This is a genomic window from Methyloversatilis discipulorum, assembly GCF_000385375.1.
Classification (GTDB): domain Bacteria; phylum Pseudomonadota; class Gammaproteobacteria; order Burkholderiales; family Rhodocyclaceae; genus Methyloversatilis; species Methyloversatilis discipulorum_A.
The window spans coordinates 1,410,371-1,433,601 of sequence record NZ_ARVV01000001.1 but is presented as its reverse complement, the minus strand read 5'-3'; the positions used below and the strand labels follow the sequence as shown (position 1 = coordinate 1,433,601).

At 65.6% G+C, this 23,231-nt stretch carries 22 protein-coding genes; 15 read left to right on the top strand and 7 right to left on the bottom strand.

The features are described 5' to 3' along the window. Positions 1-41: 41 nt before the first annotated feature. Together METRZ18153_RS20975 and METRZ18153_RS0106780 are read right to left on the bottom strand one after the other, a co-directional pair. Positions 42-218, bottom strand: coding sequence for a hypothetical protein (locus tag METRZ18153_RS20975; protein ID WP_020164011.1), 177 nt, complete (start codon positions 216-218; stop codon positions 42-44). Beyond that, complete coding sequence (locus METRZ18153_RS0106780; protein ID WP_029143602.1) at positions 215-1,420, bottom strand: PepSY-associated TM helix domain-containing protein; 1,206 nt, start codon at positions 1,418-1,420, stop codon at positions 215-217. The genes METRZ18153_RS20975 and METRZ18153_RS0106780 overlap by 4 nt, the downstream gene beginning before the upstream one ends. Before the next feature lie 148 nt (positions 1,421-1,568). Between METRZ18153_RS0106780 and METRZ18153_RS0106775 the strand changes: the two genes are divergently transcribed. From METRZ18153_RS0106775 to nth, 9 genes are all read left to right on the top strand, one after another. After that, positions 1,569-3,752 carry a TonB-dependent receptor gene (locus METRZ18153_RS0106775; RefSeq protein WP_232415985.1) on the top strand — a complete coding sequence of 728 codons (2,184 nt, stop codon included), beginning with the start codon at positions 1,569-1,571 and terminating at the stop codon, positions 3,750-3,752. A gap of 163 nt (positions 3,753-3,915) precedes the next feature. Beyond that, a complete protein-coding gene (locus METRZ18153_RS20020) occupies positions 3,916-6,831 on the top strand; it encodes a bifunctional diguanylate cyclase/phosphodiesterase (protein WP_020164008.1) in 2,916 nt (971 codons plus the stop codon). 163 nt (positions 6,832-6,994) lie between these two features. Beyond that, the gene (rsxA, locus tag METRZ18153_RS0106765; protein WP_020164007.1) at positions 6,995-7,573 is read left to right on the top strand and encodes an electron transport complex subunit RsxA; all 579 of its coding nucleotides are present in this window, start codon (positions 6,995-6,997) and stop codon (positions 7,571-7,573) included. Continuing rightward, on the top strand, positions 7,570-8,148 hold the full coding sequence (rsxB, locus tag METRZ18153_RS0106760) for an electron transport complex subunit RsxB (protein WP_020164006.1): 579 nt from the start codon (positions 7,570-7,572) through the stop codon (positions 8,146-8,148). The genes rsxA and rsxB overlap by 4 nt, the downstream gene beginning before the upstream one ends. Then, positions 8,148-9,863: an electron transport complex subunit RsxC gene (gene rsxC / locus METRZ18153_RS0106755; protein WP_020164005.1), complete on the top strand. Its 1,716-nt coding sequence runs from the start codon at positions 8,148-8,150 to the stop codon at positions 9,861-9,863. The genes rsxB and rsxC overlap by 1 nt, the downstream gene beginning before the upstream one ends. 43 nt (positions 9,864-9,906) lie before the next feature. Next, positions 9,907-10,911 (top strand): RnfABCDGE type electron transport complex subunit D, encoded by a 1,005-nt coding sequence (locus METRZ18153_RS0106750; RefSeq protein WP_020164004.1) that lies wholly within the window; start codon positions 9,907-9,909, stop codon positions 10,909-10,911. Beyond that, the gene (gene rsxG, locus METRZ18153_RS0106745; protein WP_020164003.1) at positions 10,908-11,639 is read left to right on the top strand and encodes an electron transport complex subunit RsxG; all 732 of its coding nucleotides are present in this window, start codon (positions 10,908-10,910) and stop codon (positions 11,637-11,639) included. The genes METRZ18153_RS0106750 and rsxG overlap by 4 nt, the downstream gene beginning before the upstream one ends. Positions 11,640-11,799: 160 nt before the next feature. Then, positions 11,800-12,489, top strand: a complete 690-nt coding sequence (gene rsxE, locus METRZ18153_RS0106740) for an electron transport complex subunit RsxE (protein WP_020164002.1) — start codon at positions 11,800-11,802, stop codon at positions 12,487-12,489. Then, positions 12,489-13,148: an endonuclease III gene (nth, locus tag METRZ18153_RS0106735; RefSeq protein WP_020164001.1), complete on the top strand. Its 660-nt coding sequence runs from the start codon at positions 12,489-12,491 to the stop codon at positions 13,146-13,148. The genes rsxE and nth overlap by 1 nt, the downstream gene beginning before the upstream one ends. A 45-nt stretch (positions 13,149-13,193) precedes the next feature. On the opposite strand, the gene fae is transcribed toward nth, so the two are convergent. From fae to METRZ18153_RS0106715, 4 genes are all read right to left on the bottom strand, one after another. Beyond that, complete coding sequence (gene fae, locus METRZ18153_RS0106730; protein ID WP_018229895.1) at positions 13,194-13,742, bottom strand: formaldehyde-activating enzyme; 549 nt, start codon at positions 13,740-13,742, stop codon at positions 13,194-13,196. A gap of 119 nt (positions 13,743-13,861) precedes the next feature. Continuing rightward, on the bottom strand, positions 13,862-14,785 hold the full coding sequence (locus tag METRZ18153_RS0106725) for an alpha/beta fold hydrolase (protein WP_020164000.1): 924 nt from the start codon (positions 14,783-14,785) through the stop codon (positions 13,862-13,864). Further along, a complete protein-coding gene (locus METRZ18153_RS0106720; protein ID WP_020163999.1) occupies positions 14,782-15,387 on the bottom strand; it encodes a TetR/AcrR family transcriptional regulator in 606 nt (201 codons plus the stop codon). The genes METRZ18153_RS0106725 and METRZ18153_RS0106720 overlap by 4 nt, the downstream gene beginning before the upstream one ends. A gap of 82 nt (positions 15,388-15,469) precedes the next feature. Continuing rightward, on the bottom strand, positions 15,470-16,363 hold the full coding sequence (locus METRZ18153_RS0106715; protein ID WP_020163998.1) for a LysR family transcriptional regulator: 894 nt from the start codon (positions 16,361-16,363) through the stop codon (positions 15,470-15,472). Between the two features lie 156 nt (positions 16,364-16,519). On the opposite strand from METRZ18153_RS0106715, the gene METRZ18153_RS0106710 reads away from it, so the two are divergent. Continuing rightward, on the top strand, positions 16,520-16,960 hold the full coding sequence (locus METRZ18153_RS0106710; protein ID WP_020163997.1) for a DoxX family protein: 441 nt from the start codon (positions 16,520-16,522) through the stop codon (positions 16,958-16,960). A 63-nt stretch (positions 16,961-17,023) separates the two neighbouring features. Further along, the gene (locus METRZ18153_RS0106705) at positions 17,024-17,770 is read left to right on the top strand and encodes a pirin family protein (protein ID WP_020163996.1); all 747 of its coding nucleotides are present in this window, start codon (positions 17,024-17,026) and stop codon (positions 17,768-17,770) included. A gap of 639 nt (positions 17,771-18,409) precedes the next feature. On the opposite strand, the gene METRZ18153_RS0106700 is transcribed toward METRZ18153_RS0106705, so the two are convergent. Continuing rightward, positions 18,410-19,309: a LysR family transcriptional regulator gene (locus tag METRZ18153_RS0106700; RefSeq protein WP_020163995.1), complete on the bottom strand. Its 900-nt coding sequence runs from the start codon at positions 19,307-19,309 to the stop codon at positions 18,410-18,412. A gap of 140 nt (positions 19,310-19,449) precedes the next feature. Here METRZ18153_RS0106700 and METRZ18153_RS0106695 point away from each other — a divergent pair, with 140 nt between their 5' ends. The 4 genes from METRZ18153_RS0106695 to METRZ18153_RS20015 all read left to right on the top strand — a co-directional run bounded on the left by METRZ18153_RS0106695 (position 19,450) and on the right by METRZ18153_RS20015 (position 23,156). Continuing rightward, positions 19,450-20,220: an SDR family NAD(P)-dependent oxidoreductase gene (locus METRZ18153_RS0106695; RefSeq protein WP_020163994.1), complete on the top strand. Its 771-nt coding sequence runs from the start codon at positions 19,450-19,452 to the stop codon at positions 20,218-20,220. Between the two features lie 327 nt (positions 20,221-20,547). Next, positions 20,548-21,174 (top strand): hypothetical protein, encoded by a 627-nt coding sequence (locus METRZ18153_RS0106690; protein WP_020163993.1) that lies wholly within the window; start codon positions 20,548-20,550, stop codon positions 21,172-21,174. A 95-nt stretch (positions 21,175-21,269) separates the two neighbouring features. Next, positions 21,270-22,292: a hypothetical protein gene (locus tag METRZ18153_RS20825; RefSeq protein ID WP_157257214.1), complete on the top strand. Its 1,023-nt coding sequence runs from the start codon at positions 21,270-21,272 to the stop codon at positions 22,290-22,292. A gap of 159 nt (positions 22,293-22,451) precedes the next feature. Then, positions 22,452-23,156, top strand: coding sequence for a nuclease-related domain-containing protein (locus tag METRZ18153_RS20015; RefSeq protein ID WP_157257213.1), 705 nt, complete (start codon positions 22,452-22,454; stop codon positions 23,154-23,156). The last annotated feature ends 75 nt before the right edge of the window (positions 23,157-23,231 follow it).

Genomic DNA, 23,231 nt, shown 5'->3' with positions numbered 1-23,231 from the left:
GAGGCGCCGCATCCGCCGCCATCCCCCGCAACGCCGTCAGCTCATCGCCTGGCGAAACTGAAATACCCGCACAGCCCCACCGGCACCGCGAGCAGCGCCCACGACAAGGCGTCCCAGGCTTCGTCGCCGACCAGGGCCGACAGCAGGCCGGCGGCGGTGAGTACGGCGATCAGCAGCGGCCAGCGGAAGATGGCGACATTCGATTTCGCGCCCTTCATGCGCCACCTCGCGCGGTGGTCGTGCCATGCCCGACGCTGACGGGAGCCGCAGCGGCATGCCTGTGCTTGCGCCACCACAGCACGAGCCCGCTCCACAGCACGACGAGGGTGACCAGGTCGAGCAGCGCCCACAGGATTTTGAGCGGCAGGCCGCCGTAGTCGCCGAAGTGCAGCGGCTGCGACAGCAGCAGCGCGGTGGCGTACCAGGGGCGCGGTTTCGTTTCGATCACCGCCGCACTGACCGGGTCCACCAGCGTGGCCTTCAACAGCTTGGCAGTGAGCGGCGTGTCGCCGTGCAGGAAGACGGCGTAGTGCGACGGCGTCGATAGCAGCGTGCCGGGAAAGGCGACGGTGGCAACGGCCATGCCCGGCTCGGCGGCCAGTGCAGCGTCGACCAGCGACTGCAGCGGCGCCGCGCTGCCGCCCTGCGCGGCACCGGCTCCGGCGGTCTTCAGCGCGGCAACCTGTTCCGCCTGCCAGGCCTTCAGGATCAGGTCTGCCCAGGTGTTGATGACGCCGGTTCCACCCACGACCAGCGCCCAGGTGACGGTGACGATGCCCAGCATGTTGTGCATGTCCAGCCACCACAGCTTGGTCGAGCGGCTGCGACGCACCTCGCCGAAATCAAGCTTGCGCATGAAAGGGGCGTACAGCACGACGCCACTGACCAGCGCGACCACCAGCAACAGGCCCATGAAGCCGAGGAACAGCCGGCCGGCCAGACCGGCGAACAGATCGACATGCAGCCGGTACATCAGGTGCATGAAACCTTCGTCGAAACGGGGCTCGCCAAGGACGTCGCCGGTGCGCGCGTCGACCACCGAAAACTTCGCCTGCGTCTCGTCGGTGTCGGGCCGGGTGTCCATCTTGACCACCCACATGTCCGGCTCGTCCTCTTCCTTGAACAGGTAGAGCGGCACCAGATCGGGATGGTGGAGGCGCGCCGACTCGACGATGCGGTCGACCGGCAGATGCGCGGTGCCGACAGCCATTTCCGGCGCCTCGATGTGCTTGCCGAGAGCGTGGTCGATCTCATGATAGAAAACCAGCGGCAGACCGGTCAGACACAGCAGCAGCATGAACAGCGTGCACACCAGACTGGACCATTTGTGCACCCACACCCATCGCTGCAGCGAGGTGGCGCGGGGGCGTACGGCGGACGTACAGGAAGCCGTGGCGGTGTCGGGCGTAGCGGATTTCATCGATGGACGGGGCCGGACTCGGGGTAGCAGGGATACGACAGCACGCCGCGACGGTGTGCAAAAAGTCGCAAACAATACAAAAACAAGAACGATTCGTAATACGATTCGTTACTCACGATTCTACCTCACCCCCGTGCCCTCCCCTGCAATGAAGAACGCCCCTTCTTTCCCGCGCCCTCCCCTTGCGCTCGCCATCATGGCGGCGCTCGCCAGCACCGTTGCTCACGCCCAGCAGACCGAAGATCCGTCGGCGCCGATCACGCTCGCACCGGTGGTGGTCGAAGCCAGCGCCGACGCGTCGGCCGCCGGCCTGCCGCCCGCCTTCGCCGGCGGACAGGTGGCGAAGGGGGCGCGTATCGGCATACTCGGCAACCAGAGCACGCTGGACACCCCGTTCAGCACTACCGCCTATACGAGTCAGCTGATCGAGGACCAGCAGGCCTCGGGCGTCGCCGAAGTGCTGCGCAATGACCCGACCGTGCGCATTTCGCGCGGCTTCGGCAACTTCCAGGAGCTGTACGTCATCCGCGGCTTCCCGCTGTTCTCCGACGACATGGCCTACAACGGCCTGTATGGCGTGCTGCCACGGCAGTACGTGGCAACCGAGTTCCTCGAACGCGTCGAGGTGCTGCGCGGCGCCAACACCTTCGTCAACGGCGCCGCACCGGGCGGCACAGCAGGCAGCGGCATCGGCGGCTCGATCAATCTGGTGCCCAAGCGCGCACCGAACGAGGACCTGACACGCCTGACCTACGGTCTGCAGACCGGCGGTCAGGACTACCTCGCAGCCGATGTGGCGCGCCGCTTCGGCGAAAACAAGGAACTGGGCCTGCGCGTGAACGCAGCCCGACGCGTCGGCGGCACCGGCATCGACAACGAACGCAAGGACTTCGAAATGTTCTCGCTGGGCGCGGATTACCGCGGCCGCGACTTCCGGCTGTCGGCGGACGTCGGCATGCAGGACCAGAACCTGATCGAGGGCCGTCCAAGCCTCTTGCGCGGCGGCGGTCTCACATTCGTCCCGCGTCCGCCGAGCGCGTCGTCGAACTATTCGCAGCCGTGGATCTACTCCGGCGACCAGACCGTGTTCGGCACGGTGCGTGCAGAGTTCGATCTGAGCGACGTCACCACCACCTGGGTGGCGGTGGGCGCGCGCCGTGGCAAGGAACGCAACTCACTGCCCTTCCACTTCCTGGACTCGAACGGCACGATCAACTCCAGCCGCTTCGACAACTATCGCGACGAGACGGTGGTAACGGGCGAGGCCGGTATCCGTACCCAGGTGACGACAGGAGCGGTCCAGCACCGCCTGACGGCGTCGATAGCCGGCCACTGGCGCACCGAGAAGAACGAGAACGAGTTCGGCGCCGCCTTCGTCGATAACCTCTACGACCCGCAACCGGTTGCACGACCGGGCGGTGCCGCCAATCCCGAGCTGAACTCGCCGCAGACACAGCAGAAGACCCGCAGCTTCAGTCTGGCCCTCGCCGACACGATGGCCTTTGCCAACGACCGACTGCTGCTCACACTCGGCGCGCGGCTGCAGAAGATCATCGACGTTCCCTACAACGACTACGCGGTATTCGGCACCTCCTATGACAAGACCAAGCTCACACCGGCGGTCGGTGCGGTATATAAGCTCACGCAGGAAATGTCGTTGTACGCCAACTACGCCGAGGCACTGACCCGTGGCGGCACCGCGCCGAACACCGCGGTCAATGCCAACGAGCGCCTGTCGCCCTTCGTGTCGAAGCAGACGGAAGCCGGCGTGAAGTACGAGGACAAGCGCTTCGGCGCCGGTCTGGCGGTGTTCTCGATCGAGTTGCCGAGTGCTTTCGTCGGCGCCGACAACGTGTTCCGCGCCAGCGGCGAGCAGCAGAACACCGGCATTGAGCTGACGCTGTACGGCGAACCGCTGCAGGGCCTGCGCCTGCTCGGTGGCGCCACCTGGATCGACGCCGAACTGGAGCGCACGGCCGGCGGCAGCAACGACGGCAACCGTGCGATCGGCGTACCGTCCGCCCAATACACTTTCGGTGTCGAGTGGGATGTGCCGCTGCTGCGCGGCCTGAGCCTGGACGCACGCACCATCTACACCGCGTCACAGTACTTCGATGCGCAAAACGCCGCGTCCATCCCGAGCTGGACGCGCTTCGACCTCGGCGCGCGCTACATCACGCGAGTCGCCGGCAAGGACGTCACCTTCCGCGCCCGCGTCGACAACGTGAGCGACCGCGCCTACTGGGCGGCGGCCGGCGGCTACCCCGGCTCCAGCTATCTGGTGCAGGGCGCGCCGCGTACCGCCATGCTCAGCGCCACGGTCGATTTCTAAGGCTCGCCCCCCGTTCGACTGCCACCCCGCCAGCATGATCTGCCGGGGTGGCCGGGCAGCTTGACCGGCTGCAACATAAGCAATAGCGTGCGATCCGTGCTTAAGGCCCCGCCTGCGGCGGCCGTTTACCCTGGATCAACGCGAAGCCGGCCCGGTCACCGACATGCCCACACGAAATGCCGAACCCGTCGACGGTGCCGCCGGCCTGCGTTCGCCGGCTGTCGTCTGCCTGATCGCCCTGCTGCTGATGTTGGTTGCGGCGCTGCTGCCGCCGATTCCGCTGTTCGAGGGCCGGCATGGCGCGATGCTAGCCTTTCATCTTCTGCTCGAAACCTTCTCGGTCGTGGTGTCGGCGCTGGTCGTCATCATGGCCTGGCACCGTTTCGACCAGTCCGGCGACTACGCCTCCAACACGCTCATCTTCGGTTTTTCGGTGGTTGCCGGCAGCGACCTGATCCACGCACTGAGTTACGCCGGCATGCCGGCCCTGCTGACCGAGAGCAGCACCGCGAAAGCCATCTTCTTCTGGCTGGCCGGCCGCTCGTTCGAACTGCTGACTGTCGCGCTGGTGGCGGCACGCATCGCGCTGCCCGGGTCACGTGGCAGCTGGCTGACACTCGGCCTGCTTGGCACCGGTGCGCTGTTCGTCGCTGGCACCTGGTTTCTCGACCTCTTTCCGATGACTTTCGTGCCCGGCGTCGGCGTGACGGCGTTCAAGGCTGGCTTCGAGTACGTGCTGTGCATCGGCAATCTGGCGGTGGCCGGCTGGCTGTTCTGGCAGAACCGGGTCACGCCCGACCAGCGCACCCGCTACCTTGCCTGCGCCTGTTTCGTGATGGGCATCGGCGAACTGGCGTTCACCAATTACACGACGGCGTCGGATTTCATGAACATGTTCGGCCATCTGTACAAGATTGCCGCCTACGCCTTCGTCTATCGCGCGACCTTCGTCATCGGCCTGCGCGAGCCCTACGAACTGCTGCAGCGCTCGGAACAGTCGCTGCGCGAGCGCGAGCGCGAGCTGGACACGATACTGTCCAACGTGCCGGCCGACATCGCGCGCATCGACCGCGACCTGCGTTTCCGCTACGTGAACCCGATGCACGAGCTGCACCTGGGCCGGACCGCCAGCGACATCGTCGGCCGCACGGTGGACGAGGTGATGCCGCCGCAGCTGGCCGGACAGATGCGGCCACGGCTGGCCGAGGCCCTGCAGGGGCGGCGCGTGGAGTTCGACTGCCATTTCACGGGAAACGACGGCAACGCCGTCCACCTGTCATCGACCTTGGTGCCGGAACGCAGCGCCGACGGCGGCATCGACAGCGTGGTGCTGATCCTCAACGACACCACCGAGCGCGAGCGTGCGCAGCGCCGCGTGCTCGACTCGCTGCGCGAGGTTGGCGAGCTGAAGGCGGCGCTGGACGCGCACGCCATCGTCGCGGAAACCGATGCTCGCGGCGTCATCACCCGCGTGAACGACAAGTTCTGCGAGATTTCGCAGTACGCGCGTGAAGAACTGGTCGGCCGCAGTCACCGCGTCGTCAACTCGGGCACGCACGCGCCCGGGTTCTTCGCCGACATGTGGAAGACCATTTCAAGAGGGCTGGTGTGGCACGGCGACATCTGCAACCGGGCCAAGGACGGCTCGCTGTACTGGGTGCACACCACCATCGTGCCGCTGGTCGACGCCGATGGCGTGCCGCAGCGCTACATCGCGATACGCGCCGACATCACGACGCGCAAGAAGGCCGAGCAGGAGGCGCAACGGCTGGCCTTTCACGACGAACTGACCGGCCTGCCCAACCGCCGTCTGATGAACAGCCGGCTCGACCAGGCCATCGCCGGTGCCGTGCGCGACGGGCAGCACGGCGCGCTGCTGCTGATGGATCTGGACAACTTCAAGGAAATCAACGACACGCTGGGCCACGCCCAGGGTGACGCGCTGCTGCAGCAGATGTCGGCGCGACTGCGCAGCTGTGTGCGCGACACCGACACCGTGGCGAGACTGGGCGGCGACGAGTTCGTCGTCATCCTGGGCAATCTGGGCATCGATCTGCAGACTGCCTCGCTGCGCGTCGGCGAGATCGGCGACAAGCTGCGCGAAGCACTGGCGGCCGAATGCGACCTCGGCGGGCAGATGGTCAGCTCCACCGCCAGCATTGGCGCCGTGCTGTTCAACTGCGCCGAAGACCGCGCCGACGAACTGCTGAAGCAGGCCGATATGGCGCTGTACAAGGCGAAGGAAAGCGGTCGCAACCGGCTCAGCTTTTTCGACCCGGCGCTGCAGGAGAACACCACCGCCCGCGCCAGGCTGCTGCGTGACCTGCGCGGCGCTCTCGAGCGCGGCGAACTGCGGCTGCACTACCAGCCGGTGACCGACGTCGAGCGGCGCATCACCGGCGTCGAGGCGCTGGTGCGCTGGGAACACCCGGTGCGCGGCATGGTGTCGCCGGCGGCCTTCATCCCGCTGGCCGAACAGAGCAACCACATCCTGCCGATCGGCCAGTGGGTGCTGGACACCGCCTGTGCCCAGCTGCGCGCCTGGGCCGACGACCCGCTGCGGGCGCAGTGGACGATCGCGGTGAACGTGAGCGAGCGGCAGTTCCACGAATCCGGCTTCGTCGGGCGGGTCGAGCAGGCACTGGCCGACAGCGGCGCCGATCCGCGCCGGCTGCGCCTCGAATTGACCGAAAGCATGCTGCACCGCGACCTCGACATGACGCTGGCGACGATGCGCACGCTGCAGCAGCGCGGCGTGCGCTTCGCGCTGGACGACTTCGGCACCGGCTACTCCTCGCTCGCCTACCTGAAGAAGCTGCCGCTGGACCAGCTCAAGATAGACAAGAGCTTCGTCGACGAGGTGCTGAGCGACCCGCACTCGGCCGCCATCGTGCGCACCATCCTGTCGCTGGCCGGCAATCTCGGGCTCAACGTGGTGGCCGAGGGCGTCGAAACCGAGGCCCAGATGGCCTTCCTGTCGGCGCACGGCTGCGACGCCTTCCAGGGCTATCTGCTGAGCAGACCGCTGCCGGTGGAACAGCTGCCGGACAGCATCGCCGCCGCGCCGGCACTGGTCTGAGCGCGGCCGGACGGCCGCCCCGGCCGCGGTTCTGTGCACATAACCGGCCGCCGACGCCTGCGGCAGCTTGAGTGCTGCGCTGCAGTGCCGGATAATCCGCCGGTTACGCGGTGCATCCTGCGCCGCGGCCTGCGGAAAACATCCGGCGAACCCTCGCCCCGTCATGACGAGTTACCTGTTCATCCTGCTTGGCACCGCGCTGGTCAATAACGTGGTGTTCGTGCGCATCCTCGGCCTGTGCCCCTTCATGGGCGTGTCGAAAAAGCTCGAAACCGCGATCGGCATGGGTCTGGCGACCATGTTCGTGCTGACGCTGGCCTGCGGCTCCAGCTATCTGATCGACACCTTCCTGCTCAAGCCCTTCGGCCTGGGCTATCTGTCGACGCTGAGCTTCATCGTGGTCATCGCCGCCATCGTGCAGCTGACCGAACTGGTGATCCAGAAGACCAGCCCGCTGCTGCACCAGGTGCTGGGCATCTACCTGCCGCTGATCACCACCAACTGCGCCGTGCTGGGCGTACCGCTGCTGAACCAGGCGGCGCGCCACAACCTGCTGCAGTCGCTGCTGTTCGGCTTCGGCTCGGCCGCCGGCTTCGTGCTGGCGCTGGTGCTGTTCGCCAGCATCCGCGAGCGGCTGGACGGCGCCGACATCCCCGCGCCCTTCCGCGGCAACGCCATCGCCATGATCACCGCCGGCCTGATGAGCCTGGCCTTCATGGGCTTCGCCGGACTCGACTCATGATTTCCGCACTGCTCGTGATGACCGGTCTTGCGCTGGCGCTCGGTGCCGCGCTCGGCGCCGCGTCGGTGCTGTTCAAGACCCAGGGCGACCCGCTGGTCGACAAGATCGACGCCATCCTGCCGCAGACGCAGTGCGGCCAGTGCGGCTACCCCGGCTGCAAGCCCTACGCCACCGCAATCGCCGGCGGTGAGGCGGACATCAACCAGTGCCCGCCCGGCGGCGACGAAGGCGTGCGCAAGCTGGCCGACCTACTGGGCCGCGAATACAAGCCGCTGAATGCCGAGCACGGCGTCGAGAAGCCGAAGTCGGTGGCGGTGATCGACGAAGCGACCTGCATCGGCTGCACGCTGTGCATACAGGCGTGTCCGGTGGACGCCATCGTCGGCGCTGCCAAGCAGATGCACACCATCGTCACCGACCTCTGTACCGGCTGCGAACTGTGCGTACCGCCCTGCCCGGCCGACTGCATCGACATGGTGCCGGTGGCCGAAACGGTGGAAACCTGGAAATGGCGCTACCCGGTGTTCGACCTGAAGCCGGTATCGACCGAAACCGCAGCAAAGGAAGCCGCCTGATGCTGCGCAAGCTGTTTTCGTTCAACGGCGGCGTCAAGCCGGACCCGAACAAGGGCGCATCGACGCGCGAACCGATCGCCCGACTGCCGCTGCCGCCGCAGCTGATCATTCCGCTGCACCAGCACATCGGCGGCACGCCGCGTCCGCTGGTCAAGGTGGGCGACCGGGTGCTGCACGGCCAGCGCATCGGTGCCGCCGACGGCAATGTGTCGAGTGCGGTGCACGCGCCGACCTCGGGCACGGTGGTGGCGATCGAGCCGCGGCTGATGCCGCACGCCTCGGGCCTGTCTTCGATGGCCGTGGTGATCGAACCTGACGGGCAGGACCAGCGTATCGAGCGCGAGCCCTTCGACTGGCACGCGGCGACACCGGGCGAGGTACGCGACTACCTGCGCGACGCCGGCGTGGTCGGGCTCGGTGGCGCGGTGTTCCCCAGCCATCTGAAACTGTCTCCGGGCAAGGCCGGCGGCACCGACACGCTGGTGCTGAACGGCGCCGAGTGCGAACCCTTCATCACCTGCGACGACATGCTGATGCGCAGCGAGGCCGAGGACATCCTGCGCGGCGCGCTGGTGATGCAGAAGATGCTGGCGGCGAAGCAGGTGTTGGTCGGCGTCGAGGACAACAAGCCTGAGGCCGCCGCCGCACTGAAGGCCGCCGCCGCGGCGCTCGGTCACGCCTCGCTCGACGTCGTCGTCGTGCCGACGCGCTACCCGGCCGGCGGCGCCAAGCAGCTGATCCGCGTGCTGACCGGCATCGAGGTACCGCACGGCAGCCGCTCGACCGACTTCGGCGTGCAGTGCTTCAACGTGGCGACCGCGCTCGCCGTCTGGAACGCGCTCGAACATGGCGAACCGCTGACCCGCCGCATCGTCACCGTCGCCGGCAATGTGGACCGTCCACGCAATTTCGACGTCGCCATCGGCACACCGATCGGCTTCGTGTTCGAGCATGCCGGCCTGAAGCCGGACACCGACAAGCTCATCATGGGCGGCCCGATGATGGGCATCCCGCTGCCGGGCGTCGAAGCGCCGGTGGTGAAGGCCACCAACTGTCTGCTCGCCTCGTCGCCGGTGCTGTTCCCGCCGCCCGAGCCGGAACTGCCCTGCATCCGCTGCGGCGAATGCGCGCGCGCCTGCCCGGCCGATCTGCAGCCGTTCGAGCTGTACTGGCACTCGCGCGCGCGCAACTTCGGCCGCGCGCAGGAATACCACCTGTTCGACTGCATCGAGTGCGGCTGCTGCGCCTACGTCTGCCCGTCGCACATTCCGCTGGTCGACTACTACCGCTACGCGAAGAGCGAGATCTGGGCGCGCGAGCGCGACAAGGACGCCGCCGATTCGGCGCGCGAACGCTTCGAGTTCCGCAACTGGCGCGCCGAACGCGAGAAGGAAGAGAAGGCGGCCAAGCTGGCGGCACGCAGCGCAGCCAAGCCGGCGGCGAAGCCCGCCGCCACCGACAAGTCGCCGGCCGAGGGTGAAGCAGCCGCCACGCCCGCCGAGGACCCGAAGAAGGCCCTGATCGAAGCGGCGATGGCACGTGCCAAGGCGCAGAAGGAAGCCGTTGCAGCGAAGAACACCGACACGCTGACGCCGGCCCAGCAGGCACAGGTCGAGGCCGCAGAGGCGCGGCGCAAGCTGGCCGCCGACATGGTGGCCACCGGCAGCGGCGAAACGACGAGCGAAACCGCGACGGCCGACAAGCCGACGGAATGACACCGGGGCGCGCCTGTCGCGCGCTTCATCACGACGGAACACGATGTACAACTCACCCTACCTCCGCCAGAACACCAGCGTGCGCCGCGTGATGACCACGGTGCTGGTCGCCATGCTGCCGGCGATCGCGGTGCAGAGCTGGCTGTTCGGCGCCGCGCTGCTGGTGCAGATCGCGCTGGCCAGCGCCACCGCGCTCGCCTGTGAAGCCCTGATGCTGGCGCTGCGCGGCCGCCCGGTGGCGCCGGCACTGACCGACATGAGCGCACTGGTCACCGCCTGGCTGATCGCCGTCTGCCTGCCGCCGCTGCTGCCCTGGTGGACCACCGTGCTCGGTACCGCCTTCGCGCTCATCATCGGCAAGCACCTGTACGGCGGCCTCGGGCAGAACCCGTTCAACCCGGCCATGCTGGCCTACGCGCTGCTGATCGTCAGTTTCCCGGCGCTGATGTCGCAGTGGCCAGGCCTCAATGTCGGCGACTTCGCGACGCAGATGGACTGGGTGTTCGGCGGCGCCCGCGCGCTCGACGGCGTCACCGGCGCGACGCCGATGGACGCACTGCGCACCGGTCTGATGACCGGCGGCGACACCGCCGCCGTGATGCGCTCGACCGCCTTCGGTCACGTCGCCGGCGCCGGCTGGGAGTGGGTGGCGCTGGCCTGGGGCGCTGGCGGCCTGCTGCTGCTGGCGCTGCGCATCATCACCTGGCACGTACCGGTCGCCTTCCTGGCGGTGATTTCGCTGGTATCGGGTATCGCCTCGCTGATCGATCCGGCGCACTACGCCAGCCCGGCCTTCCACCTGCTGGCCGGCGGCACGATGATGGGCGCCTTCTTCATCGCCACCGACCCAGTGTCGGGCGCGACCACGCCGCGCGGCAAGCTCATCTTCGCCGCCGGCATCGCGCTGATCGCCTGGCTCATCCGCGCCTTCGGCGCCTACCCGGACGGCATCGCCTTCGCCGTGCTGCTGATGAACATCTGCGTGCCGCTGATCGACATGAAGACGCAGCCGCCGGTGTTCGGCCACAAGAACGGAGGCGCGCCATGAGCGACGAGGCGCAGACGCCGGTGGTCGACGAGGCGCTGGCCGCCGCCGAACTGGCGCCGGAACCGCCGGCACCGACCGCGGCCGGCAGCGCGATGCGCTCGGCCGCACTGCTGGCCGTATTCACGCTCGCCTTCACCGCACTGATGGCGCTGACCCACGACGCCACCGAGGCGCCTATACAGGCGTCGGTCGAGGCGCGCCGGCTGGAGCTGATCGCCCAGGTGCTGCCGCGCGCCGACTACGACAACGCGCTGCTCGAAGACACCGTGCAGCTGTCCGCCCTGCCCGCACTCGGCATCGACGGCCCGGTGACGCTGCATCGCGCACGTCGCGGCAACGAGCCAGTCGCCCTGGTGTTCGAGGCGCAGGCGCCGGACGGTTACAGCGGCGCCATCCGGCTGCTGATGGCGGTGCGCGCCGACGGCACGCTGGGCGGCGTGCGCGTGGTCGCGCACAAGGAAACACCGGGGCTGGGCGACTACATCGATCCGGCCAAGGACCGCGCGTCGCCGAAATGGATCAGCCAGTTCGCCGGCCGCGACACCGCGCAGGCGGCCAGCTGGACGGTGCGCAAGGACGGTGGCGACTTCACCTACATGACAGGCGCCACCATTTCGCCGCGCGCCGTCGTCCGCGCCGCCGGCCGCGCCGCCGCCGTCATTGCACCGGCACGCGACGCGCTGTTCGCACTGCCGGCCGGCGCCTCGGCAGATAAGGTGTTCGAATGATCGGGCGCCACATCGCGACCGCAGGTCGCTCCCACACCTTCGGCGCCTGCCCGCCCTTGTGGGAGCGAGCTTGCTCGCGATGCCGGCCTGCATCGAAGCCGCACGCGACCGGACATCGCCGCCACCGTCTCGGCGCGGCCAACACATCGGGGATACCGGCATGAACGCTGAAGAACGCGCCGTTTTTGGCGACATCGGCCGCAAGGGCCTGTGGGAGAACAACACCGCGCTGGTGCAGCTGCTCGGCCTGTGTCCGCTGCTGGCGGTCAGCAGTACGCTGGTCAATGCAGTGAGCCTGTCGCTGGCGACCGTGCTGGTGATGGCGCTGGCCAGCGGCGCGGTAGCCGCGCTGCGCACGCTGATCCCGCACGAAATCCGCATTCCGGTGTTCATCCTGATCATCGCCGCGCTGGTCACCTGCCTCGATCTGGCTTTCAACGCCTGGCTGCACGACCTCTACCTGGTGCTGGGCATCTTCATTCCGCTCATCGTCACCAACTGCATCGTGCTGGCGCGGGTCGAAGCCTTCGCCGCCAAGAACTCGCCGCTGGCCGCCGCCTGGGACGGGGCGGCGATGGGCGTGGGCCTGCTGTGGGTGCTGGCGCTGCTCGGCGGCGCGCGTGAACTGATCGGTGCTGGCACGCTGTTCTCCGGCATCGACATGATCGTCCCGGGCGCCCACGAGATCCGCGTGTTCGGCGACGAGTACCGCGGCCTGCTGATGGCCATCCTGCCGCCCGGCGCCTTCATCTTCCTCGGTCTGCTGATCGCCGCGCGCAACGCCTGGGTGGCGCGGGTGCAGGCGCGCGCTGCCGCGCCGCACACGCCGGTGGAAGCTGCGTCGGCCTGATGGCGGGCCGCGCAAGCCGGCTCTCGCGGGCCGAAATCCAGACCATGTTCGAGCGCTGGCGCGCCGCGAATCCGTACCCGAAGAGCGACCTCGAGTACGGCTCGCCCTTCCAGCTGCTGGTCGCGGTCGTGCTGTCGGCGCAGGCGACCGACAAGGGCGTGAACGTAGCGACGCGCAAGCTGTTTCCGGTGGCACCGACGCCGGAAGCCATGGTCAGCCTCGGTGTCGAAGGCGTCGAGGACTACATCAAGACCATCGGCCTGTTCCGCGCCAAGGCGAAGAACGTGGTGGCGCTGTCGCACCAGTTGCTGGAGAAGCACGGCGGCGAAGTGCCGAACGACCGCGCCGCACTCGAAGCGCTGCCCGGCGTCGGCCGCAAGACCGCCAACGTGGTGCTGAACATCGTATTCGGCGCGCCGACCATGGCGGTCGACACCCACATCTTCCGCATTTCGAACCGCATCGGGCTGGCGCCCGGCAAGGACGTGCTGGCGGTCGAACACGCGCTGCTCAAGGTGGTGCCGGCGGAGTTCATGCAGCACGCCCACCACTGGCTCATCCTGCACGGCCGTTACACCTGCACCGCACGCAAGCCGCTGTGCGGCCAGTGCGGCATCGTCGATATCTGCCGCTTCAAGGACAAGACGGTCGCCACGTGAGACGGAAACCGGCGCGGCACCCTCAGAGGCGCCGCCCGATACGGATCAGATCTTCCCGTCCAGACCCATCTGGTAGTACTTGTGGGTGATCTTGTCCTGGTTCTCGAGCAGCCAGTCGATGTCCGGCTGATTGTTCATCGCCTTCTTGATCGCCTTGGCCATGGCCTGGCGGTGGATGTCGAACAGGATCTTGTGGTCGAGATCCTTGGCGGTCGACACCATCGGGTTCAGCCACACCGACACGATGATGCCCAGGTCGTTGGCCTTTTCCTTCGGGATGTCGCCGGCGCGCACGGCGTCGAGCACGCCGTTGGCGATGGCGGCCTGCACCGTGCCCATCAGGATGTTGGTGTAGCGCTCGTCCTTGACCGTCACCTTGCTCACCATCAGCGTCAGCGGACGCACCTGGATGTCGGTGTTCAGGATGGCGAACACGCGGGTGTGGCCCTTCACCTGGTCACCGGTCAGCGTTGCCAGCGCGGTACCGACCGGGCCGTCCAGTTCGCCGATGATGACTTCGGGCTCGGCCGCGGTGCCCGGGGGGCCGCCCGCGACCAGTGCTTCACCGCTGCGAAAGACGATGCGTTCCGACATGTTGTGTCTCCTTGGTTGTGCTGTGTGAAAGCGCCCGGTGCGGCAAGCACGCGGGCACAAGTTTCACATGATACAACTTTGATTCACATAAAGAGACGCACCGCGGAAACGTCGCCTGTTCAGTAGATCGGTGCAGGCTGCGGCAGGGCCGGCAGCACCTCGGGCAGCGCCGCGTCGCCGCAGATGAAATGAGTGATCGCGGCCACGGTGGCGGCGTCCTTCAGCACCCGGTTGTGACCCAGGCCCCAGGTGCGCAGCAGCCGCGCCTGCGGCATCGCGGCCGACAGGCGCAGCGCGTGCTCGAACGGCACCTGCGCGTCGTCGACGTCGTGCACGAACAGCGCTGGCACGCTCACCTCGCCCAGCGCGTCGATGCGGTCGATGTCGTCGAAACGGACGTTGTAGCGGTGCTCGATGCGGCGGCGCATCGCCTCACGCACGCGCGGCGAAATGCCGATCAGCGCCGAAAAGCGCAGCGTGTGCTCGCGCATCGAAGCCGGCGCGCCGATGAACACCGCGCGCCCGAAATCGGCCCGCTCGCGCAGTGCCAGACCGATGGCCGCGCCGCCCAGCGAGTGGCCGACCGCCGTATCGAAAGGGCCATGCGTGGCGGTCAGCGCGTGCAGCGCCTGCACGAAATCCGGCAGGCCGACGCGGGCGCGGCCGCTGTCGCCATGGCCCGGCTGGTCGAACCACACGACGCGCCGCCCGGCCGCCAGCAGCGAGGTCGCCAGAGCGCCCATCTGCGCGCCGCGCCCGCCCCAGCCGTGGGCCAGCAACACCGCCGGTGCGCCGGCCGGACCGGCGCTCCATACCGCCAGGTCGTGCCGGCCGGCGCTCACCGTTTCGCGCCGGGCGGGTGATGCGGCAGGCGCCACGCTGCGCGGCCGCGGCGGCGTCGTGAACAGGCGCTCGGCCTGCCGGCGCGCCAGTTCGGGGGCCACGCGGCTGGCGAAGCGGAAGTAGTGGCGCAGCACCGGCGCCAGCGACGAACCGGTCGTGCGGCGCGCACGCAGGGGCGGATGGAGGGCGATCGAACTCATGGCAGTGCTCCCGGAACGGCGAAATCGGCGAGCAGGCGGGCAAAGGCGGCGCGCGCGCGCTCGCCGGCGCGTGCGTCGTCCATCAGTCGGGCGGCGTGGTAGTAGCCGAGCACGATGGCGAACATGTCGAAGGCAAACTGCTCGATGTCGAGATCGGCGCGCAGGTGACCGGCGTCGATGGCGATGCGCACCGCCTTGTCCAGCGCCTGCTGCAGCGCGCGGTAGTGGCCGACCAGCCGGTCGCGCATCGGCCCCGGCCGGTCGTCGTACTCGACCGACGCGGCGTGGATAGGACAGCCATGCGCCAGACCGCCGCGCCGCGTCCAGCCCAGCCAGCCGTCGAACATCGCCCACAGCCGCGGCACCCCGCGCGGTGCGGCGAAGGCCGGCTTCATCACCGTGTCGGCAAACAGCTGCGCCGCCGCATCGATGGCCGCGCATTGCAGGTCCTCGCGCGAGCCGAAATGCGCGAACAGCCCGCTTTTCGACAGCCCGGTGCGTTCGGCCAGCGAACCTATGGTCAGCGACTCGAAACCGCTCTCGCTGGCCTGCGCCAGCGCCGCTTCGAGAATGACCGTGCGTGTGTGTTCTCCCTTGCCCATACGACAATAATACGAACGGTCGTGCTTTTTTCAAGGAAAATTTCGAAGCGCCCGCGCTGATCGCCCGGAAACCGTCGGCTGCTCAGGAAAAGCTGGTCTTGCCGAAGGTGTTGCGCAGGAACTCGGTGAACACCTTGACCGTGCGCGACTGCTGGCGGTGCTGCGGATACACCGCATAGATGGTCAGCGGCGCCGGCGCGTATTCGTCGAGCACGCTGATTAGACTGCCGGCGCGCAGCGCCTCGCCGACGATGAAGGTGGGCAGCAGCGCAATGCCCAGACCTGCGATGGCCGCATCGCATGCCAGTTCACCGTTGTTCGCACGCAGCCGGCCGCTGACCGGCAGTGCGAACGGCCGGCCCTTGTCGAGAAAGGGCCATTCGACGCTGCGCGAATGTCCGTACAGCAGGCACTGGTGGTCCTTCAGCTCGGCCGGCGTCTGCGGCCGGCCGTGCTGTTCGAGATAGGCCGGGCTGGCGCAGGCCACCAGCTGGGTCGGTGCGATGGCGCGGGCGATCAGCGAAGAATCGTCGAGCTGGCCGATGCGCACCGCCATGTCGTAGCCCTCGCCCACGACGTCGACGAAGCGGTCGCTCAGATCGAGTTCCATCGTCACTTCCGGCCAGGTCGCCATGAAGCGCGCGATCGCCGGCCCCAGGTGCAGCGTGCCGAAGGACATCGGCGCCGACAGCCGCAGCGTGCCGCGCGGCGCCGCGTTCTGATTGGCAACGAGCTGTTCCGCCTCATCGACGTCCTGCAGGATTTTCACCGCGCGCTCGTAGAAGCCGCGTCCGGTGTCGGTGATGCTGAGCCGGCGTGTGGTGCGCACGAGCAGGCGTGCGCCCAGCCGCTCTTCGAGCGCCATGATGCGGCGGCTGATCAGCTGCTTCGACAGCCCGAGCCGGTCGGCCGCGGCGGTGAAGCTCTGCGCATCCACCGTGCTGACGAAAATCTGCATGTCCTCAAGCTGGCTCATCGTTGCCTCTACACCTACTGTCAACTCAATTGCGACAGTGTTTCCACACAGAGCCAATTTATCAATCGAATTCGCGACAGTACAGTTCAGCCATCGGTTGCGGCAGCAGGACAGCGCACCGGCAGACAACCCCAGACACCCTCGAAAGGACAGACCATGAACACCTCGACGATCCAGGCCTCCTACGCCCAACAGGCCGCTCGCAGCATCGACGTCCAACAGATCGCCGCCGCTGCCGGCCGCGTACTGCTGGCCGCCCTCTTCCTGCTCGCCGGCTTCAGCAAGCTCACGCAGGCGGAAGGCACAATCGGCTACATCGCCTCGGTCGGCCTGCCCTTCCCGGAACTGGCCTACGCCGGCGCGCTGTTCGTCGAAATCGGTCTGGCCGCAGCCCTCGTCGTCGGCTACCGCACCCGCTGGGTCGCCGCCGCGATCGCCGCCTTCAGCCTGGTCACCGCCTTCGGCTTCCACTTCAACCTGGCCGACCAGAACCAGTTCATCCACTTCTTCAAGAACGTCGCCATCGCCGGCGGCCTGCTGCAGATCGTCGCCTTCGGTGGCGGCGCCCTGTCGCTCGACGCCCGCCGCAACGCCTGAACCCGAGTCCCACATGAACGCAGGGGTGCCGCCGCGCGGCACCCCGCTACGACGGAGATCGCCATGAACACCCCCATCCTCAGCGCCCGCCCGAGCATCGAAATCCGCCCCGCCGACCAGCGCGGCGTCGCCGAACACGGCTGGCTCAGTTCGCGCCACACCTTCTCGTTCGCCCACTACGACGACCCGAAGCAGCGCGGCTTTTCCGACCTGCTGGTGATCAACGACGACACCGTCGCCCCCGGCGCCGGCTTCGGCATGCACCCGCACCGCGACATGGAAATCTTTTCCTACGTGCTCGACGGCGTGCTGGAGCACAAGGACACCGTGGGCAACGGCTCGCAGATCCGCCCGGGCGACGTGCAGATGATCAGCGCCGGCCGCGGCATCGCGCACAGCGAATTCAATGGCTCGCAGACCGAGCAGGTGAAGTTCCTGCAGATCTGGATCCTGCCGGACGAGCACGGCACGCCGCCGGGCTACCAGCAGATCCACTTCGCCGCCGAAGAGAAGCGCGGCCGTCTGCGCCCCATCGTCACACCGGACGGCGCCGAGGGCAGCATCCGCATCCGTCAGGACGCTCGGGTCTATGCCGGCCTGTTCGATGGCGACGAGGAGGCCACGCTGCCGCTGCGCGGAGATCGACACGCCTATGTGCATGTCGCCCGCGGCGAGATCGTGGTCAATGGCCTGACACTCGGCGCCGGTGATGGCCTCAAGCTGCGCCACGCCGAGGCGGTCACGCTCGCTGCGGGCAAGGACGCCGAAGTGCTGGTGTTCGACCTGCGAGCGGTCGAGACCGCCTACTGAAAGCGTGTCCCGCTGGCGTTCCGCAACGGACGCCAGCGGTGTGCACCGGCCGCATCGCGGCCAAGGCCGCTCCCACAAGGGGCGCGCCCGATCCGAGGCCGGCGCGGGGTTTCTGTGGGAGGGGTCGTGACCCCGACTGCGGCGGGCAGTGCCCGGCGCCGGGTCATTGCCGAATCAGCAGCAAAGGCCGCCTCCCACAGAGCCCCCGCTCAGGCCTGCAGCGAAGATTGTGGGAGCGAGCTTGCTCGCGATTGCTGCGGGGATCGAAGCCGGCGGCGAGCAACAGCCGTGTCGCGGTCAGAAGACCGCTCCCACAGAGGTTGCGCCTGTGGCCTGCGGCCCAGCCCGGAGCTGCGGTTCTGTGGGAGGGGTCTTCTGACCCCGACAGCGGCCTGTATCGAAGCCTGTGGACGGCAAAGGCCGCTCACACAAGGGGCACACCCGACCCGAGGCCGGAGCAGGGATTCTGTGAGAGGGGTCTTCTGACCCCGACAGCGGCAGTGGGCAGTGCGCGCCGCCGGGTCAGAGCCCAGTCGGCAACATCGGCTGCTTCCCACAGCGGTCCCTCGCTCGTTCCTTTGCGGATAACTGTGGAAGCGAGCTTGCTCGCGATTGCAGCCGACATCCGTGCGGCCGGCCTCACATCCTTTCGGACATCACTGCCTTCATCCACTCGATGAAGGCCTTCACCCGCAGCGGCAGATGGCGGCGGTTGGCATAGACCAGGCTGATCGGCAAGGAAGGGGCACGGTAGTCGGGCAGGATTTCAACCAGCGTGTCGTCGTTCAGATAGCGGCCGACGCGCGGCGCCTGGATGATCCCGAGTCCGGCGCGGCAGGCTTCGCGGTAGGCGTCGGAGTTGTTGACCGTGATGACGCCCTGCATCGGCACGCTCACCACCTCGCCACTGTCCGGCGACACATATTCGAAGCCGGACGGACGCGCGCCCAGCGTCTGCGCGTAATGGACCAGCCTGTGCATCGACAGGTCGGCCAGCGTGCGCGGCGTGCCATGCTGTTCAAGGTAGGCGCGGCTGGCGCAGTTGAACTGTTCGAAGCGCCCGAGCGGCACCGCGATCAGGCTGTGGTCGCCGACCGCGCCGACGCGCAGCACGCAGTCGAAACCCTCGCGCACCAGATCGACCCGGCGGTCGGTGCTGCTCACCTCGATTTCCAGCTGCGGGTGACGCGCCAGGAATTCCGGCAGGCGTGGAATGACCAGATCGCGCGCGAACGCGAGCGGCAGATCGACGCGCAGCCGGCCCCGCAGATCCGCCTGTCCGCCGGCGGCAAACAGCGCATTCAGTTCGTCGAAGTCGGCAATCAGGTCGCGACAGCGCTCGTAATAGGCCTGGCCGTCCTGGGTGAGCTGCACCTTGCGCGTGGTGCGGTGAAACAGTCTCGTACCGAGCGCGCTCTCCAGCTGCTGCACCGCATTCGATACCGTCGATTTGAGCAGTCCCAGGTTCTCTGCGGTGGCGGTGAAACTGCCCAGTTCGGCGACTCGGGAATAGATGCGCATCGCTTCGATCTGGTCCATGAGCAGCCTTATTGTCCAAATATTATGGACAGAGTAACAAAGCCAGCTGAGTTTATCTCAACAAACCTGATCAATAGACTGCATCCGTGCTGGCGACCTACCCGTCGCACACCTTCCGACCTCGATACCAGGAGATATCCATGAGCACGAACGCAGACCGCAAGATCGCCCTCATCACCGGCAGCAGCCGTGGCCTCGGCCGCAATATGGCGCTGCACCTCGCCCGCCAGGGCGTGGATGTCGTCATCACCTACCGCAGCCATCGCGACGAGGCGGAAGCCGCTGCCGCCGAAGTGATCGCCGAAGGCGCACGCGCCCTCGTGCTGCAGCTGGACGTCGCCGACAGCGCGGGCTTCGCCGGCTTTGCCGACGCGCTGAAGTCGGCGCTCGGCCAGCAGTGGCAACGCGAACGTTTCGACTATCTGGTGAACAACGCCGGCATCGGCATCCATGCCGCGTTCGCCGACACCACCGAAGCGCAGTTCGACGAACTGTTCCGCATCCACCTGAAAGCGCCCTTCTTCCTGACCCAGGCGCTGCTGCCGCTGATCGCCGACGGCGGCCGCATCCTGAATGTGTCCTCAGGCCTGGCCCGCTTCAGCCTCCCCGGCTTCGCCGCCTACGCCGCGATGAAGGGCGGCGTCGAGGTGCTGACGCGCTTCATGGCGCGCGAACTGGGCGAGCGCCGCATCACGGTCAACACGCTGGCACCGGGTGCCATCGAAACCGACTTCGCCGGTGGCATGGTGCGCGACACCCCGCAGATGAACAGCGCCATCGCCGACCAGACCGCCCTCGGCCGCGTCGGCCTGCCGGACGACATCGGCGCCGCCGTCGCCGCCCTGCTGTCGGACGGCGGGCGCTGGATCAACGGTCAGCGGATCGAGGTAGCGGGCGGCATTTACCTCTGATCCGGCCGGCTCCGAGGACCGGACGGGACGATCTCGCCAATCGCGCGACGAGCCCGGTCGGTCCCCGGTACGTGAAGCCGAAGACCGCATAGATGGCGGATGCATGTTCCGGTACAGTGATCAAAGATCAGATGGCATCAAGGGGTGAGGTTTTTCTCATTCATTTAATAGTGCATAAATGAACAGTAAAAACTCCCAGAACGAAGCCCGCCACAAGCGTTTCAGACCGGTCAAAGCTGCCGGTTTATCCGGCACCGTCCATAGTTTTATGGTGCAAGACTGCGCCAGAAATCAAAGTCGGACCGCATCATCCAAGAGCATCGAACTATGAAGATTCCCGACTACCTGATCGAAATTCACCACGCGGTAGAAACAGTGGTCGAAGAGATCTATCGCGAGCAAGATGCCTTGATCAAGACTCGCGCCGAACTTGCGGCGTTGACCGCCGCAACTGCTGACGGATATCGTCGCTCAGAGTTTTTGGCGATGAACCCCGATCTCGATGACGACGGGCTTGGAACTGCAATCCATTGGGACACCTACTTCGGCGTCGATAAGGATCGCTATTACAAGAAGGCTGAATACGAGGATGTTGCCCAGCGAGTTGCTGCGCGCCAATTCTCCGTTGCCGCTCTTAGCGGTAGTCTCCTCCAGTACGGCAAGCAGGGCATTTCACTTCACTACGGAAAGAAGCGCACCGGATGCCCAGACGGACGGATTGTTGCTGGCATTCCGTTAAATGAAATCATCTGGCAGGCTCGCAACCAAGCTCTCCATTGGGAGGATGGTTCTTTTCACGAGCCAACGACCAAGTGCTTTGAAAAATTAGCCACAAACGTCGACCCAATATTTGGGGAGTTCAAAGTTAGAAGCTTAGCATTTGAGATCATCGGGCTACTAGGATGGAAGAACGCCGATGCGTTCTTCACTGACATGAAGTTGCTCATTGCGTAGCACACATGCTGCCCAACCAATCATTGCATCGGACCGCCTCCGGCGGCCGGTAAATTCGAACATTAGGTCTCGTGGAAAGCTCTGTGCAAACGTCAATGTGGGTTCCTCAATATTACCCCGAGGTTGTCAGCATTGTGCGCAAGGCCAATTGGCTGATTCACAATTTCAGCGGCGAAGCTGTCGATATCTACAACGCCGTTGATTATCAGCACAATCACCACGTGGAAGGCATCAACTATAGAGTGATAGTTGATATGAATTGCCTACAATACCTTCTGAACATAGTACGAAGACCGAAGGCACACGAACTATCAAGGGTTACAGCGGCATACCTCACGTTTTTTCAGATAGCCGATATTGAGCTTGATCCAACGTACGCAATTTACGAAAAAATAAACTACTCGGATGATCGTGCGGACGAAGCGATTTCAAATCTTGAGCTGTTTCGAGGGATAGATAACCACTCGCTAGAGGAGTTAGCAGCGTATGCCCTGGGTTACGAACATCAACTCAGCGTTAGACCGGTCATTTCAGATAACCGGGAAAGCTTGCGTAAACGGTTGCTACAGTATCGAAGGTTAACCGATTGGGATTCGCTGTACCTATGCATACTTGCAATAACCAATGTGGCAACCGACCCCTCCGTACCGAGGTCAAAGAAAACTCTAAAATTTGTTAACTGGTGTATTTCAGAATTTCGAATCTCCCTATCTGCGCTTGTGTACGCAGCAGCTCTGTTCGGAAAGTTCCCTGCCAAGAAGATGATGAAGTACAAGCCCCAAATGCTGCGAGCGGAGAAGCTGTCCATGCTCCGTAACATGACTTGGGACCTTTACTACATAGATCGGTATATGAAATCTTGGGTTAACAAGGAAGAGCGCTCGGAGACCATGATGCTTTCCGCAGATGCCGGCCTGCGGCTAACGATCGAGCTGGCTGTGGCCTGTCAGCTTGCAGGAGGGCTTGATCCGCTTCGCCCACATCTTGAGCACGAGCTGCAGGCGGTGGAGGATGCTTCCATTAACAAGCATGGCGCGGCCAGGGCGTACAAGTCAGAGCAATGGAGCTCTGAATATCGTGACAACCTGATAAGAAAATATGAGTCTGAACTCTTGTAATTCGAGAACTAACAACAGGCTGCAATCGACGTTTGACCCGCTGCACACTTTTTAGTGTTATAGGGGACAGACCTCATTTATGCCACGGCCCAAGAAGTCTTCGACGCGGACACGCAGCGACAGATATCTAGCCCATCCCCTCGCGCATAGGACTTGGCTTTGTCACTGAACGAAATAGTCCGACGGCTTTCGCAGCTTCTGCTTGATTGGAAGCTAGACCAGAGGACGCTGATCTATGTCTTCCTCGCACTTCTCGTCGGATTCGCCATCGGCCGAATAAGAAGCAATCGAGGATCGGCCACACCTTCATTTCAGAATCGTGGCGAAGTACTGCTGTCCCGCTTTGCGCTATCGAACTTTTCTCCACCCGATTACCATCTGATGAATCACATCACTCTCCGGGTGAATGGCAGAACCACTCAGATTGATCACACCCTTGTCTCCAAGTTTGGCGTCTTCGTTATCGAGACGAAGGATTACAAGGGATGGCTTTTCGCCAATGAAGATCAGGCAAAGTGGACCCAGGTACTGTTCCATTGGAGGTTTAGGTTTCAGAACCCGATAGTTCAGAATCGCTGGCACGTCTTGGCGGTGCAACAGCTACTTAATTTCTTGCCTCCCGACGCCATCAAGTCGGCTGTTGTCTTCGCCGGCGATGCCCAGTTCAAGACTGCAATCCCCCGCGGAGTATTTCGAATTCCCGAGTTTATCGGGTACGTGCGTGGGCACTCCGATGAAGTGATGTCGATCAATCGGGTGCAGTTCTGTGTGGGTCGGCTTGAGACTGAGCGCCTTGCGGTCACTCGCAAGACCGACGTGGAACACATTCAAAGTCTCAGAGAGAAGTATGACGATGACGACTAACCCCTACGAGCTGAAAGGCCGACGCGCAACATTAAGGGATCCTGCCCGCATTGCTCTGTAGGCCTATCCTGCGAA